Annotated in this window: 13 protein-coding genes and 1 pseudogene; 3 read left to right on the forward strand and 11 right to left on the reverse strand. The window is 72.0% G+C overall.

Annotation, left to right across the window (positions count from 1 at the left end):
- Positions 1–549 precede the first annotated feature (549 nt).
- A complete protein-coding gene (gene trpS, locus CU044_RS08775; protein WP_129767929.1) occupies positions 550–1,548 on the forward strand; it encodes a tryptophan--tRNA ligase in 999 nt (332 codons plus the stop codon).
- 81 nt (positions 1,549–1,629) lie between these two features.
- Here the strand turns inward: trpS and proC are convergent, their stop codons facing one another.
- The 6 genes and pseudogenes from proC to CU044_RS08800 form a co-directional block, all read right to left on the reverse strand.
- Positions 1,630–2,439: a pyrroline-5-carboxylate reductase gene (proC, locus tag CU044_RS08780; protein ID WP_129767921.1), complete on the reverse strand. Its 810-nt coding sequence runs from the start codon at positions 2,437–2,439 to the stop codon at positions 1,630–1,632.
- A gap of 153 nt (positions 2,440–2,592) precedes the next feature.
- Positions 2,593–3,330 carry an ABC transporter permease gene (locus CU044_RS39425; protein WP_240045447.1) on the reverse strand — a complete coding sequence of 246 codons (738 nt, stop codon included), beginning with the start codon at positions 3,328–3,330 and terminating at the stop codon, positions 2,593–2,595.
- A gap of 120 nt (positions 3,331–3,450) precedes the next feature.
- A pseudogene (locus CU044_RS39430) lies at positions 3,451–4,035 on the reverse strand (ABC transporter ATP-binding protein); the annotation flags it as partial.
- A 32-nt stretch (positions 4,036–4,067) separates the two neighbouring features.
- Positions 4,068–4,814, reverse strand: a complete 747-nt coding sequence (locus tag CU044_RS08790) for a class I SAM-dependent methyltransferase (protein WP_129767923.1) — start codon at positions 4,812–4,814, stop codon at positions 4,068–4,070.
- Between the two features lie 45 nt (positions 4,815–4,859).
- On the reverse strand, positions 4,860–5,378 hold the full coding sequence (locus tag CU044_RS08795) for a hypothetical protein (RefSeq protein ID WP_129767930.1): 519 nt from the start codon (positions 5,376–5,378) through the stop codon (positions 4,860–4,862).
- A 160-nt stretch (positions 5,379–5,538) separates the two neighbouring features.
- The gene (locus tag CU044_RS08800) at positions 5,539–5,919 is read right to left on the reverse strand and encodes a hypothetical protein (protein ID WP_240045445.1); all 381 of its coding nucleotides are present in this window, start codon (positions 5,917–5,919) and stop codon (positions 5,539–5,541) included.
- Between the two features lie 125 nt (positions 5,920–6,044).
- Between CU044_RS08800 and CU044_RS08805 the strand changes: the two genes are divergently transcribed.
- Positions 6,045–8,390 carry a serine/threonine-protein kinase gene (locus CU044_RS08805; RefSeq protein WP_129767924.1) on the forward strand — a complete coding sequence of 782 codons (2,346 nt, stop codon included), beginning with the start codon at positions 6,045–6,047 and terminating at the stop codon, positions 8,388–8,390.
- 89 nt (positions 8,391–8,479) lie between these two features.
- Here CU044_RS08805 and ilvD read toward each other — a convergent pair whose 3' ends face one another.
- The 4 genes from ilvD to CU044_RS08825 form a co-directional block, all read right to left on the reverse strand.
- Complete coding sequence (gene ilvD, locus CU044_RS08810) at positions 8,480–10,330, reverse strand: dihydroxy-acid dehydratase (protein WP_129767925.1); 1,851 nt, start codon at positions 10,328–10,330, stop codon at positions 8,480–8,482.
- 136 nt (positions 10,331–10,466) lie between these two features.
- Positions 10,467–11,078 (reverse strand): TetR family transcriptional regulator, encoded by a 612-nt coding sequence (locus tag CU044_RS08815; RefSeq protein WP_129767926.1) that lies wholly within the window; start codon positions 11,076–11,078, stop codon positions 10,467–10,469.
- Positions 11,075–12,022: a sugar phosphate isomerase/epimerase gene (locus CU044_RS08820; RefSeq protein ID WP_240045446.1), complete on the reverse strand. Its 948-nt coding sequence runs from the start codon at positions 12,020–12,022 to the stop codon at positions 11,075–11,077. Before CU044_RS08820 ends, CU044_RS08815 begins: the two co-directional genes overlap by 4 nt.
- A 22-nt stretch (positions 12,023–12,044) precedes the next feature.
- A complete protein-coding gene (locus CU044_RS08825) occupies positions 12,045–12,977 on the reverse strand; it encodes a Ppx/GppA phosphatase family protein (RefSeq protein WP_129767927.1) in 933 nt (310 codons plus the stop codon).
- Between the two features lie 40 nt (positions 12,978–13,017).
- Here CU044_RS08825 and CU044_RS08830 point away from each other — a divergent pair, with 40 nt between their 5' ends.
- Complete coding sequence (locus tag CU044_RS08830; RefSeq protein ID WP_129767928.1) at positions 13,018–13,914, forward strand: hypothetical protein; 897 nt, start codon at positions 13,018–13,020, stop codon at positions 13,912–13,914.
- Here the strand turns inward: CU044_RS08830 and CU044_RS40010 are convergent.
- Positions 13,911–14,915: a hypothetical protein gene (locus tag CU044_RS40010; RefSeq protein WP_205124060.1), complete on the reverse strand. Its 1,005-nt coding sequence runs from the start codon at positions 14,913–14,915 to the stop codon at positions 13,911–13,913. The two genes, CU044_RS08830 and CU044_RS40010, sit on opposite strands and share 4 nt — an antisense overlap.
- Positions 14,916–15,090 lie beyond the last annotated feature (175 nt).

Genomic DNA, 15,090 nt, shown 5'->3' on the forward strand with positions numbered 1-15,090 from the left:
CCCCGTCGGAGCGGGGCCGCCTTCCAGTTTTCCGCTTTCGCGTTTCCCTTTCCGGCGATTCCGACTCTATCAGATCCTTTCGGGCCTGATTCCCAGTCAGAGGGGGCCGTCTTCCCGGCCGTTGGGCCGTTCCGACGAGTGAGACTTTAGCGGAATCTGCTGCTCCGACGCTAATCGGGGCCGCGTCCCTTCGAACGCGGATTCCTCATTCGCAAAAGCTCACGCAAAACAATGCGACACCAGTGGTTCGCTTGCTTGTAGTGGGTCCTGCTGAATGACTGTCCGGGGACCGGCCTGGACCGGTGCTCACGTCGGACAGCCCGGAGAACATTACGGATCTGTGTTTGGCATGTCAACTTGAGGGGTCGGCCGCTACTCTGGGGGCCATGACAACGCACACGTGCAACCTTCTGTGGTGGGCCGCCTGACGGCGGCCGCCCACACACGTGTGCACTCAACGGCCGCCGCCCCGGCGGCCGTTCGCGTTTCTCCTCTCGGAGCCGCCGGCCGCTGGAGGCGGCGGCTCCGATCCGGAGGGTGAAGAGAGAGATGACGCGGATCTTCAGCGGGATCAAGCCGACAGGGCATCTGACACTCGGCAACTACCTCGGGGCCGTACGCAGGTGGGTCGAGGTCGATCAGCACCGGGCCGACGCGCTGTTCAGCGTGGTGGATCTGCACGCGCTGACCGTCGAACACGATCCGGCCCGCGTGCGCAGACTCAGCCGGCAGGCCGCCACGCTCCTGCTGGCGGCCGGGCTGGATCCCGCCCTGTGCACCATGTTCGTACAGAGCCATGTGGACGAACACGCGCGGCTGTCGTATCTGCTGGAGTGCACGGCCACCGACGGTGAGCTGCGGCGCATGATCCAGTACAAGGAGAAGAGCGCTCGGGCGCTGGCGTCCGGGGAGAGCGTGCGGTTCTCGTTGCTGTCGTATCCCGTGCTGATGGCCGCGGACATCCTGGCCTACCGCACGGATGAAGTGCCGGTCGGTGACGACCAGACGCAGCATGTGGAGCTGACCCGGGATCTCGCGGTGCGGTTCAACCAGCGGTACGGGCATACGTTCACCGTGCCGAGGGCCACCCGGCCGCCGGTGGCCGCGCGGGTCATGGATCTCCAGGATCCGACGTCGAAGATGGGCAAGTCGCACGAGTCCGGCGCGGGGATCGTCTATCTCCTGGACGATGCCGATGCGGCGCGGAAGAAGATCATGCGTGCCGTCACCGACAGCGGGACGGAGGTCGAATACGACCCGGAGGCCAAACCGGGGGTGGCCAATCTGCTGGAGATCCTCGCGGGCTGCGGCTCCGGCAGCCCGGACGAGCTGGCCGGCGCGTATGACTCGTACGGCGCGCTCAAGAAGGACACGGCGGAAGCGGTGGTCGAGTTGCTGCGGCCGCTGCGGGAGCGGCACGCGGCACTGGCCGCGGACCCCGGTTATGTCGACGGGGTACTGAAGGAGGGAGCGGAGCGGGCCAGGGAAATGGCCCGTCCGGTGGTCGACGCGGCCTATCGGGCCATCGGTCTGCTGCCCGCCGTCTGAGCCGGGATCGCCCGCTGGGCCGTGGTCCGGCGGGCGATCCGCTGGGCCGTGGTCCGGCGGGCAGCCGCGTCCGCCCGAGTGTCAGCCGTTGCCGGTGGCCAGGGCGCGGCTGCGGTCGCGGGCGGCCTCGATCGCGGCGATCAGGGCTGCCCGTACACCGTGGTTCTCCAGCTCCCGGATGGCGCTGATGGTGGTACCGGCCGGGGAGGTCACGGCCTCCCGGAGCTTCACGGGGTGTTCGCCGCTGTCGCGGAGCATGACGGCGGCGCCGATGGCGGCCTGCACGATCAGTTCGTGGGCCTGGGCGCGGGGCACGCCGAGGAGGATGCCGGCGTCGGTCATCGCCTCGACGAGGAAGTAGAAGTACGCCGGGCCCGAGCCGGAGAGGGCGGTGGCCGCGTCCTGCTGGGACTCGGGGACGCGGAGGGTCTTGCCGACGCCGCCGAAGATCTCTTCGGCATGGGCGAGATGGACGGCGAGGGCATGGCTGCCGGCCGAGATGACGGACATGCCCTCGTCCACCAGCACGGGGGTGTTGGGCATGACGCGTACGACGGGGGTGCCGGAGGTCAGGCGTTCTTCGATGAAGGCGGTGGTGATTCCGGCGGCGGCGCTGATGATCAGGCGGTCGGCGGTGACATGGGGGGCGAGTTCGTCGAGCAGCTTGCCCATGTCCTGCGGCTTGACGGCGAGGATGAGGATGTCGGCGCGCTTGGCGGCGTCCGCGTTGGTGACGGTCTCGACGCCGTACCGGTCACGCAGTTCCGCCGCCCGGTCGGCACGGCGGGTGGTGGCCAGCAGGTCGGCGGCCCGCCAGCCTGCCCGGATCATGCCGCTGAGCAGGGCCTCGCCGATCTTTCCGGTACCGAGGACTGCGACTGTCTGGGGCATTGCGGGGTCACCTCGCCGGTGGGGATGTGTGCTGTTTTTCCTTGCGTGCTGTCCTTCCCGACCATCCTCGCACCGGGGCCGGGAAGCGCGCGGGATGTGTCCGAGGAGCGGTACGTCCGAGGGAATCGGCACGTCCGTGGGGGATCGGTACGTCTAGGCCGTGCGGCGCCGGAGGGTCGCCGCGCCCAGGGCTAGTACGAGCGCCGCGCAGCCGGCGACGATCACGGCGTCCCGGACGAAGTCGCCGGTGACGTCCGTATGGCGCAGGACCTCGTTCATGCCGTCGACGGCGTAGGACATCGGCAGGACGTTGGAGATCGCCTCCAGGACGGGCTGCATGGTCGGGCGCGGGGCGAAGAGGCCGCAGAGGAGGAGCTGCGGAAAGATCACCGCGGGCATGAACTGCACCGCCTGGAACTCGGACGCGGCGAACGCGGAGACGAAGAGGCCGAGTGCCGTGCCGAGCAGGGCGTCGAGGAGCGCGACCAGGAGGAGCAGCCAGGCGGATCCCACCACGTCCAGGCCGAGGGCCCAGACCGCGAGGCCGGTGGCGAGGACGGACTGGACGAGGGCGAGCAGGCCGAAGGCCAGGGCGTATCCGGCGATCAGGTCGGCCTTGCCGAGGGGCATGGCGAGCAGGCGTTCCAGGGTGCCCGAGGTGCGTTCGCGCAGGGTGGCGATCGAGGTCACCAGGAACATGGTGATCAGCGGGAAGATGCCGAGCAGCGAGGCGCCGATGGCGTCGAAGGTGCGTGGGCTGCCGTCGAACACGTAGCGGAGCAGGAAGAGCATCACGCACGGGACGAGGATCATCAGCGCGATCGAGCGCGGGTCGTGGCGCAGCTGGCGCAGCACTCGGGCGGCGGTGGCCAGGGTGCGGGCGGCGGACATCGGGGCCGGGGTGGTGCGGGACGGCGCTGTGGTGCCGGGGACCGTCGCCGTACCGGGGGTCGCGGTGTTCATCGGGCGCTCTCCTGGAGTGCGTTGGCCTCGTCGACCGTGGGAGGAGACGAGGATCGTCGCGGCGCGTTCCGCGGCGATGCGGTGGAAGAGTTCCCACAGGTCGCGGCGGAGTACGGGGTCGAGGCCGACGGTCGGTTCGTCGAGGACGAGCAGTTCGGGGGTGCCGAGCAGGGCGACGGCGAGGGAGACGCGGCTGCGCTGGCCGCCGGAGAGTCGGCCGGCGAGTGAGTCGGCGTGGGAGGCGAGGTCGACGTCGCCGATGGCGCGGGTGACCGTTTCGCGCCGGGCGGCGCGCCGGGCCCGTCCCGGGTCGAGCACGGCGGCGAAGTAGTCGAGATTCTGACGGACCGTCAGATCGTCGTAGACGGACGGGGCCTGGGTGACGTAGCCGATCCTCGCGCGCAGCGCGCCGTCGCCTGCGGGCAGACCGAGCACGTCGAGGGTGCCGGTGACCTTGGCCTGGGTGCCGACGACGGCGCGCATCAGGGTCGACTTGCCGCAGCCGGACGGGCCGAGCAGGCCGGTGATCCGGCCCGGCGACACGGCGAAGTCGAGGCCGCGCAGGACGGTGCGGTCACCCCGTCGGACGGTGAGACCGCGGGCGCGGATGGCGCCCTCAGTAAAATTCATCATGCGATGAATAATGGGCGCGGCCCCTGCGCCCGTCAAGCGCGGACGGTGATCGTCAGTTCGACGGCATATGCCTCCTCGACGGTCCCGTCCGGGAAGACGGCGAGCAGCTCCGCCCGCTCGTCCGCGAAGAAGCCGGCCGCGGCCTGTTCACCGCGCGTACGGAAGACGGAGTGGCTGCCGAGATTGGCGAGATGGGTGTCGAGGGTGACGCGGCGGGTCCACGGGATACGCCGCTCGGTCCGGTCCATCGCGGCCCGCAGATTCCCCGCCCGCCCGGCGGCGCTGTGGGCGCCGTGGTGTACGTCGCCGGCCCAGCGGCGGACCCGTTCGTCCTGGGCCGCGATCCAGGGCACCTCGCCGTCAGAGATGTTCCACCAGAGGGCGAGCGCGCCACCGGGCCGCAGGACCCGCAGGGCTTCGGGCACGGAGCGGGCCGGGTCGGTCCAGTGCCAGGACTGGGCGTACGTGATGAGGTCGGCGCTGCCGTCCGCCAGGGGCAGGGCGTCACCGAGACCCCGGACGAGCGGAACGCCGGGCGCGGCGCGGCGCAGCCTGGCCGCCATCAGCGGTCCGGGTTCGACGGCGGTCACGTGGGCGCCGCGTGCGCGCAGCAGGCGGGTGGCGATACCGGTGCCCGCGCCCACGTCGACGACGCGGGAGCCCTTGAGCGGGCGGCCGGTGAGTTCCTCGATGGCGTCGAAGAGGGCGGGCGGATAGCCGGGGCGGGCCTCGTCGTACTGGTCGGCCACGGCGTCGAAGGAGAGAGCGCGTTCGGTCATGCGCCCATCCTGGCGCGGCGGCGGGGCGCGACCGGGGGCCGTGGCCTACGTACGCTTGGGCTTCCTGCCCTTGCCGCCGGAGCGTGCGGCGGGGTTTCCGGCGCGGGCGCCGCGTCGGCGCTCGTACTGGACGAGTGCCGTCTCGTACTCCGCGCGGCGCAGCCCCTCGCCCGGGGCCTCGACCAGAGACCTCAGGAAGTACGCGAGGAGCGCGCCGATGAAGCCGATCGTCTTGACGCTGCGCAGGGACTCCTCGCGGGCCGGATCGGCCGGGCGGCGCTGGAAACCGTCCCAGGTCCTGCGGAACGCGATGGCGCCGCACACCGAGAAGACCGCGATGACGAGCACCCCGACGAACGCGCCCACGTCCGCGATCTCCAGTCCCTCGTACGCGAAGCGCAGGACGAAGCAGGCGGCGACGGTGGTGACGAGGGAGCTCGCGGCGACCACGACGCGGCGCAGTGCGTAGCCGCGGTCGTGGCCGACCCAGGTCGTACCGAAGAAACGGATGGCCTCGGGCTCGGGGCCACCGTTCCTCCGGGGCTCGTGCGGCGCTGACCGCACGTGCGGCTCGGGCTGTTCGGGGTGTTCGGGGTGTTCGGGGTGTTCGGGCTGGACGGGGTGTACGGGGTGCTCGCTCACGCGGCGATTATCCCCGGCGCGCGTCGCGGCGCCCGGTCAGCGCGGTCAGCCCCGTCGGCCCGGTCAGCGCGGTCAGCCCCGGTCAGGCGCAGCGCTCCGCGACATAGCCGCTGCTGCCCGTGTAGACATACGCGTCCGAGACGTACTGGCCGTTGGCGATGTTGTCCCAGAGGTTCGTCGTCCCGTAGGGGCCGGTGACCCACTCACCCGGCTTCTGGCAGTTGATCGGGACGCTCGCGCCGTACGGCAGCACCTTGACGAGCTGGTAGTTCGTGCCGGGGCCGCTGCGCACGTTCACGCGGTAGTCCGGGTGGACCGTGTACCGCTTGGCCGCCAGTGTCTCCACGGGCCCGGCCACGGCGACCGCCGCTCCGGCGAGCGTCTCGGACGGCGCCTCCCCGGCACCCTCCAGGACATCCCCCACGGCATTCCCCACACCGCTCTCAACCTCTTCGACTGACATTCGGTCCTCCCCCAGTGAAGGTGCGTACTCTGCGCCGCGCAGGCTAGCAACCCATGGCTGGATAGCACGCATCATCGACTAGGCTCCGTGCGTCGCGCTTGCGCACGAATACACGGGGGTGGGCGATGCCACCACTGCGCAATACCGGGTCGGCCCCGGAAGCGGAGCGTCCGGATTACGCCGGTGGCTACCTGCTCGAATCAGCCCTGGGAGCAGGCGGAATGGGCGTGGTCCATCTGGCCACCTCCGCTTCCGGGCTGCGTCTCGCCGTCAAAGTCATCCATACCAACCATGCGTCGGATCCCGAGTTCAGAGCCCGGTTCCGGCAGGAGGTCGCCGCCGCACGCCGGGTGAGCGGCGCCTTCACCGCGCCCGTCGTGGACGCCGATCCGGAGGCCGAACGGCCGTGGATGGCCACCCTGTTCATCGAGGGCCCGACCCTGTCCGAGCGGGTGAAGCGGAACGGCCCCCTGGATGCCGAGGAATTGACCAGGCTCGGCGCGGGGCTGGCCGAGGGGCTGCGGGACATCCACCGGGCCGGTGTGGTGCACCGCGATCTCAAGCCGAGCAACGTCCTGTTGGCGGCGGACGGCCCCAAGGTCATCGACTTCGGTATCTCGCGTCCGACGGACAGCGATCTGCGGACCGAGACGGGCAAGCTCATCGGCACACCACCGTTCATGGCGCCCGAGCAGTTCCAGCGACCGCGTGAAGTCGGCCCCGCCGCCGATGTGTTCGCCATGGGGGCGGTGCTGGTCCACGCGGCGACCGGGCGCGGGCCGTTCGACTCCGACAGCCCGTACATCGTCGCGTACCAAGTCGTGCACAACGAGCCGGACTTGGCGGGGGTCCCGGAGAAGCTGCTGCCGCTGATCACCCGGTGTCTGGCGAAGGAGCCCGCCGACCGGCCGACTCCGGACGAGATGATGGCCGCGCTGCGCCCCTCGTCGGCGCCCGGTACGGATACGCGGCACCGCGCGCGGCTGTCGTCACCGGGGGCGAGTCCGCTCGTACCGGCGCAGCGCGGTCCTGACCCCGCCGAGAACGCGGATCCGGATCCCGCGACCCATGCCCGCCCCGCCCGCTCCCGGACGCGGCAGCTCCGGATCAGGCCCGCGGAGAGTACGGGGAGTACGGGGAGTACGAACAGCGGGCGGAGCGCGGAGCCGCGCGCTGCCGGGCCGGAACGCGGCCCGACCGCCACCCGCCCCCGGCGCGCCCGCGCGCGGTCCGTCCGGTGGGCGGCGATCGGGGTCGTGCTGACAGCCGTCGTGACGGCCGGTTTCGTCGGTGTCCGCAGCGCGCTCGACGACGGCGCCTCCGACCCCGCGCGGCCGGAGGCGGTGCGACCCGGCGGGACGTTCCACCCCTGGCACGTCAAGCTGCCCGGCACCGGCGGCGGCGAGACCCGCATACCCGTCTGCTCCGCCGCCGACGCGGCCGTCTACTGCACGGCTCCCGGCATCAAGGCGGCCCGGCTCGATCCCTCGGACGGCCGCCTCGACTGGTCCGTCAAGGGCGACAAGGCGGGCGCGGAGGCCGACGTCGGCGCGGCGCCGGTTCTCTCGGGCGGACTGCTGCATGTGACCAGCCCCGGCAGGGCCCGGCTGGAGGCGCTCGATCCGGACTCCGGCGCCACACGCTGGTCCGTCCCGATCTCCTCGTACGCCTCGGTCCGTCACGTCGGTGACACCGTGCTGCTCGTGGCCTACGACGGACGGGTACGGTCCCTGGACAGCGCGACCGGGGACGAGCGCTGGAGCCGGCAGCGCGGCGGGACCGGCACCGTCTGGGCGGCGGCGAGCGGTTCCCGCGCCGGCGGCGGTCCGCTGTTCGCCGCCACTCCGTCGTCCGACGGCGGGGCCACCGAGGTGAGTTCCGTCGATCCGGCCGACGGCGCCGTGCGCTGGACGAAGCGGCTGACGGGCAGCCTGACCCCGGCGGGCGCGTCGGGCGACGCGCTGTTCCTGCTCTCCGAGGACGCCGACGGCTATACGAACGAGGTCGTACGGGTCGACGCGTCGACCCGTACCGTACGGCGCGTCCCGCTGCCCACGCCGGTCGACCAGGCGCAGGCCACCGTCGCGGGTGACACGGTCTATGTCATGGGGTACACCGGTTCGCTGCTCGCCGTCGGCACCGTCGGCACCGCCGGATCCGGCGCGGCCGGGTCGGCGGGCGGCGGCGAGAACGCCGGTGTGCGCTGGCGGCTGGAGACGTCGGTCACCCGGGCGTCACGGCCCACCGTCGCCGGTGACCGCGTCTATCTGAGCGCGGGCGACGGCCGGCTGCTCGCCGTGGACGCCGAACGTGGCGTCCTGCTCGGGCAGACGAAGCCGCGGATGGACGACGGGCCGCGCACGCTCGTGCCCACCCTGCCCGCGCCCGTCACCGAGCCCGGCGCGGTCTTCGCCACCGCGCCCGACGGGTCCGTCTTCGCGGTCGACAGCCGGCGGCCGGACCGCTGGTAGGCCCTGGCCCGCTCACGGAAAAGCCGTGCGCCCCGGTCCCTCCAGCGGGATCCGGGGCGCACGGCCCGGGTACATGCGTATGGAGGCGGTCAGCCCAGGCGCGTGACGTCCCGCACCGCGCCCTTGTCCGCGCTCGTCGCCATCGCCGCGTACGCGCGCAGCGCCACCGAGACCTTGCGCTCACGGGAAGCGGGGGCGTACACACCGTTCAACGCCTCGCGGCGGGTGGCCAGTTCGTCGTCGGCGACGAGGAGTTCGATCGAACGGTTCGGGATGTCGATCCGGATCCGGTCGCCGTCGTGGACCAGCGCGATCGTGCCGCCCGAGGCCGCCTCGGGGGAGGCGTGGCCGATCGAGAGACCCGACGTACCGCCGGAGAAGCGGCCGTCCGTGATCAGCGCGCAGGACTTGCCGAGGCCCCGGCCCTTCAGATACGAGGTCGGGTAGAGCATCTCCTGCATACCGGGGCCACCGCGCGGGCCCTCGTAGCGGATGACGATGACGTCGCCCTCGGCGATCTCCTTGCGGAGGATCTTCTCCACGGCGTCCTCCTGCGACTCGCAGACGACGGCGGGGCCCTCGAACGTCCAGATCGACTCGTCGACGCCGGCCGTCTTCACCACACAGCCGTCGACGGCGAGGTTGCCCTTCAGCACCGCCAGGCCGCCGTCCTTCGAGTACGCGTGCGCCATGTCCCGGACACAGCCGCCCGCGGCGTCGGTGTCGAGGGTGTCCCAGCGCTCGGACTGGGAGAACGCCTCGGCGGAGCGGACGCAGCCGGGGGCCGCGTGCCACAGCTCGACCGCCTCGTCGGACGGCGAGCCGCCGCGGACGTCCCAGGTCTCCAGCCAGTCCTTGATGCTCGGCGAGTGGACGGTGTGCACGTCCTCGTTGAGCAGACCGCCGCGGTACAGCTCGCCCAGGATGGCGGGGATGCCGCCGGCCCGGTGGATGTCCTCCATGTAGTACGTGCCGCCGGGGGCCACATTGGGCGCGACCTTGGCCAGGCAGGGCACCCGGCGCGAGACCGCGTCGATGTCGCCGAGGTCGTAGTCGAGCTCGGCCTCCTGGGCGGCGGCGAGCAGATGGAGGATGGTGTTCGTGGAGCCGCCCATGGCGATGTCGAGGGCCATGGCGTTGTCGAAGGCCGCGCGGGTGGCGATGGAGCGCGGCAGGACCGTCTCGTCGTCCTGCTCGTAGTGGCGCCTGGTGATCTCGACGACCGTGCGGCCGGCGTTCTCGTACAGCGCCTTGCGCGCCGTGTGCGTGGCCAGCACCGAGCCGTTGCCGGGCAGCGAGAGGCCGATGGCCTCGGTCAGGCAGTTCATCGAGTTGGCGGTGAACATGCCGGAGCAGGAACCGCAGGTAGGGCAGGCGTTCTCCTCGATACGGAGGATGTCCTCGTCCGAGACGCTCTCGTTGACCGCGTCCGAGATCGCGTTGATCAGGTCCAGCTTGCGGACCGTACCGTCCACCAGGGTCGCCTTGCCGGCCTCCATGGGGCCGCCGGAGACGAAGACCGTGGGGATGTTGAGGCGCATCGCGGCCATCAGCATGCCGGGCGTGATCTTGTCGCAGTTGGAGATGCAGATCAGCGCGTCCGCGCAGTGCGCCTCGACCATGTACTCGACGGAGTCGGCGATCAGATCGCGGGACGGCAGGGAGTAGAGCATTCCGCCGTGGCCCATCGCGATGCCGTCGTCGACGGCGATGGTGTTGAACTCGCGCGGCACCGCGCCCGCGGCCTTGATCGCCTCGGAGACGATCCGGCCGACCGGCGCGAGGTGGGTGTGGCCGGGCACGAACTCGGTGAAGGAGTTGGCCACCGCGACGATCGGCTTGCCGATGTCCTCGCTCGCTACGCCCGATGCCCGCATAAGGGCACGTGCGCCCGCCATATTGCGGCCGTGGGTGACAGTGCGGGACCTCAGCTCGGGCATCGTCGCTCGCTCCTTCAGCAGATCCTTCGGCAGAAATGACTTCTTCGAGCGTACGCCCCGGATCCAAGATCTGGACAGCGTGTCCGAGATGCGGAACAGCTGTTCAGCTATCGGTCGGGGGGCGACCTGGCAGGGATCAGGCTTCGGTCAGATAGCGCTGAAGCGTGGGCGCCACCATCGTGATGATCTCCTCGGTGTCCACCGACGCCAGCGGTTCCGCCCGGATCACATAGCGGAGGAAGGCGATCCCGATCATGTGCGACGCGGCCAGCTCGGCACGGAACGTGGGATCCGGTACGTCGAGCTCCTCCGCGACCCGCTCCAGCAGCCGCCGCAGGACGAACGTACGCAGCACCTTCGCCGCCGCCTCGTGCGTCAGCGCGGAGCGGATGACCGCCAGCAGCGGGGCCCGGGTCACCGGGTTCTCCCAGACGCCGATGAAGAAGCGGGCGAGCCGCTCCCCGATGCCGTCGGGTCCGCCGGCCAGCAGCGCGGGCAGCATCAGGGCCGGTTCGAAGGAGACCTCGATGGCCGCCGCGAAGACCTCGTCCTTCGTACCGAAGTAGTGGTGGACGAGCGCCGGATCGACCCCCGCCGCCTTGGCGATGCCCCGGATGGAGGTCTTGTCGTAGCCGCGCTCGGCGAACTCCGTACGGGCCGCGTCGAGGATCTTCTGCTGGGCGCTGGGGCCGGTACCGGCCTCCTGCCGGGCGGGACGGCCGCGGCGGCGCGGAGCCGTGCCGTTCATGACGGGCGCATCCCCGGGGAGCCGGTACGGGGCGACCGCGCCGAGGACGGCCCCGGCCGCTTCGCCGAGGAGGGCGCGGCCGAGGGCGACGCGGAAGGCGCGGGCGAAGAAGACGACGGCGAGGACGAGGACGGCGAGGACGGCGAGGCCAGATGCAGCCGGGCGAACGCCAGCGCCTCCGCCAGATCGGCCTCACGCTCCGCGGCCGACATCGCGCGCCGCGTGTTCACCTCGATCACGACCTGCCCGTCGAATCCGCTGCCCGCCAGCCCCGTCAGCAGCTCGGCGCACGGCTGCGTGCCCCGGCCGGGCACCAGATGCTCGTCCTTGGCCGACCCGTTGCCGTCCGCGAGATGGACATGCCCCAGCCGGTCGCCCATCCGGCCGATCATGGCCATGGCGTCGGTGCGGGCGGTCGCGGTGTGCGAGAGATCGACGGTGAAGTGCCGGTAGTCGTACTTGGTCACGTCCCAGTCGGGCGCGTAGGCGAGCATCTCCCGGTCGCGGTAGCGCCACGGGTACATGTTCTCGACGGCGAACCGTACGTCCGTCTCGTCCGCCATCCGCCATATTCCGGTGACGAAATCACGCGCGTACTGCCGCTGCCAGCGGAACGGCGGATGCACGACCACGGTGGAGGCGCCGAGCTTCTCGGCCGCCGCCCGCGCCCGCTGGAGCTTCACCCACGGATCGGTGGACCACACCCGCTGCGTGATGAGCAGACAGGGCGCGTGGACGGCGAGTACGGGCACCCCGTGATAGTCGGAGAGCCGGCGCAGCGCCTCGACGTCCTGGCTGACGGGGTCGGTCCAGACCATGACCTCGACGCCGTCGTACCCCAGGCGTGCGGCGATCTCGAAAGCCGTCGCCGTGGACTCCGGATAGACCGAAGCCGTCGAGAGCGCGACCTTCGCATCCGGGATGCGCACCACAGGTTCTGCCACGGAGACAGCGTACGGGCACCCTCTATGTGGTCGGGAGTTGGTCGAGCCGCCGCAGGATGATGCCCTCGCGCAGCGCCCAGGGGCAGATCTCCACCGACTCGACCCCGAACAGGTCCATCGCGCCCTCCGCGACCAGCGCTCCCGCCAGCAGCTGCGACGACCGGCCGTCGGAGACACCGGGGAGCGCGGCGCGCTGGAGCGCGCTCATCGTGGCCAGCTTCGGCACCCACTCCTCCAGTGACGTACGACTCAGTTCACGCTGCACGTACAGCCCCTCGGCGGAGCGCGCGGCCCCGGCGAGCCGGGCCAGCTGCCGGAAGGTCTTGGATGTCGCCACCACGTGGTCGGGGCTGCCGAACCGCGAGAACTCCCCGACCGAACGGGCGATCCGCGCCCGTACGTGGCGGCGCAGCGCCTTCACGTCGACGGGGTCGGGCGGATCGCCCGGCAGCCAGCCCGCGGTCAGCCGGCCCGCGCCCAGGGGCAGGGACACGGCGGCGTCCGGCTCCTCGTCGATTCCGTACGCGATCTCCAGCGAGCCGCCGCCGATGTCCAGGACGAGCAGTTTCCCGGCCGACCAGCCGAACCAGCGGCGGGCGGCGAGGAAGGTGAGCCGGGCTTCCTCCTCGCCCGTGAGGACCTCCAGATCGACGCCGGTCTCGCTCTTGACACGCCCGAGGACCTGCTCGGCGTTGGTGGCCTCGCGCACGGCGGAGGTCGCGAAGGGCAGGACGTCCTCGCAGCCCTTGTCCTCGGCGGCCTGGAGCGCGTCGGTGATCGTCGAGACGAGCCGGTCGACACCGTCGGGGCCGATCGCGCCGTCCTCGTCGAGGAGTTCGGCGAGCCGCAGCTCCGCCTTGTACGAATGCGCGGGCAGCGGACGGGCGCCGCGGTGGGCGTCCACCGCGAGCAGATGAACCGTGTTCGAACCGACGTCGAGGACTCCGAGTCTCATGAACGGAACGCTACTGCGACCGCGCGCATACGCTGGACCTGTGCCAAAGACGAAAAAGGCGAAGCCGGGCAAAGCCAACGGCCCGAAGAAGCAGCACCAGCAGGAGGAGGCCGCGAGCGCCTCTTCGCGTACGCCCCGGAACGCGCGGAACGCCGCTGCCGGCCAGAACGTGCCGGACGAGAAGGGGCTGGACTTCGCCCGTGCCTGGGCCGAATTCCCCGATCCCGCCGACGACGAGCAGGTTTTCCGCTGCGATCTGACCTGGCTCACCTCGCGGTGGAGCTGCGTCTTCGGCAGCGGCTGCCAGGGCATCCAGGCGGGCCGCGCCGACGACGGCTGCTGCACGCTGGGCGCGCACTTCTCCGACGAGGACGACGAGAAGCGCGTCGCCGGTCATGTGGCACGGCTCACACCGGACCTCTGGCAGTTCCACAAGGAGGGCACGACCACCGGCTGGACGCAGACGGACGACGACGGCGAGCGTCAGACGCGCCGCTGGGACGGCTCCTGCATCTTCCAGAACCGTCCCGGTTTCGCGGGCGGCGCCGGGTGCTCGCTGCACATCCTGGCCCTGCGTGAGGGCCGCGAGCCGCTGGAGACGAAGCCGGACGTCTGCTGGCAGCTGCCGGTGCGGCGGACGTACGACTGGATCGAGCGGCCCGACGACACGCGCGTGCTCCAGGTGTCCATCGGTGAGTACGACCGGCGCGGCTGGGGGCCGGGCGGCCACGATCTGCACTGGTGGTGCACCTCGGCGACCTCGGCGCACGGCGCGGGCGAACCGGTGTACAAGACGTACCGGCCCGAGCTGACCGAGCTGATGGGCAAGGAGGGGTACGACCGGCTGGCCGAGCTGTGCGAGCAGCGCCTGGCGAGCGAGCTTCCGCTGGTGGCACCGCATCCGGCGGACCCGGTGCGGCGTCCGGAAAGCCCCTAGGGCCTAGGGGGCACGCCCGGGTCCGGGGGCGGGTCGGCCGCCTGCGGAGCGCCGGGGGCGGGGCCCCCGGGATCGGGATCGGGATCGGCGGGACCTGTGGGATCCGAGGACCCCTGACCCGGTCCGGACCCCGGTCCCTGACCCGGTCCCGGGTCGGAAGGCTGGGACGGACCGGGCTCGGAAGGGGCCGGCCGCGTCGGCCCGCCGGGGCCCGGACCGGGGCCGGGATCCGCGGGGTGTCCCGGATGTCCGGGGAGCGTGGGGTGTGCGGGGTGTCCCGGCCGGCCCGCGTGACCTGAGAGCGGCGGTCTGGAGCCGTAGCCGTAGATCTTCACCACGGATCCCGCCGGATAGATCGCCACCCGCGCGCTCCACGGTCCCGACGGTTCGCGCCGGTGGTCCACGAAGACCTGGACGGTGAACGACTCGCCGGGCGCGAGCGTGCCGTAGTGGCGGCTCAGCCGGAGCCACGGGGCCTTGGTCGCCGCCGTCCAGGAGACCGGCGCGCCGCCGGAGGCCCTGAGCGTGATCATCGTCGTGTCGCCGTGGGGCTGAGCCTCGACCGAGATCCTGGCGAGGGCCGGCTGCCCCGGAAGGGCCGGCGGTACGGGCAGACCGTCGCTGATGACCTCGACCGAGACGCCGGGCGCGGTGCCCTCCCCGCCGGAGCCGTGACCGGGGCCACGGCCGGAGCCCGGGTCGTCCTGGGCGCTGCCCGCGATCTCGTAGAACTTGCGCGGCTTCCCGTCCGCCCCGGCCGGGCCCTCGGACGCGCCGGCGCTGACCGACGAGCCGTCGCGGCCGTCGCCCGTCTCCGGAGCGCCGCGGTACGCCGCCCAGAGCGCGAGCACGGGGGCGGCGACGACGGTCGCCACGACGGTGGTGGTCACGGCCCGCGCCCGCAGCCTGTCCCGGCGGGCGGCACGGTCCTTGGGGTCCATGGGGAAGCCGTTGCGGCCGAAGCGCGGCGCCGCGGCCCGCGCCCGGGGGGTCCGGTCCATCGCCGCGTACGTGGCCTGCCTCGGAGCCTTGATGAGCGGGAGCACGGCGCGCGGGGCGGACCGCGCGGCGGCTCCGTCCGAGGCCGCCGGGCCCGAGGCCGCCGGGCCCGAGGCCGCCGGGCCCGAGGCCGCCGGGCCCGAGGCCGCCGGGCCCGAGGCCGCCGGGCCCGAGGCC

Source organism: Streptomyces sp. L-9-10 (assembly GCF_004151105.1).
Taxonomy (GTDB): domain Bacteria; phylum Actinomycetota; class Actinomycetes; order Streptomycetales; family Streptomycetaceae; genus Streptomyces.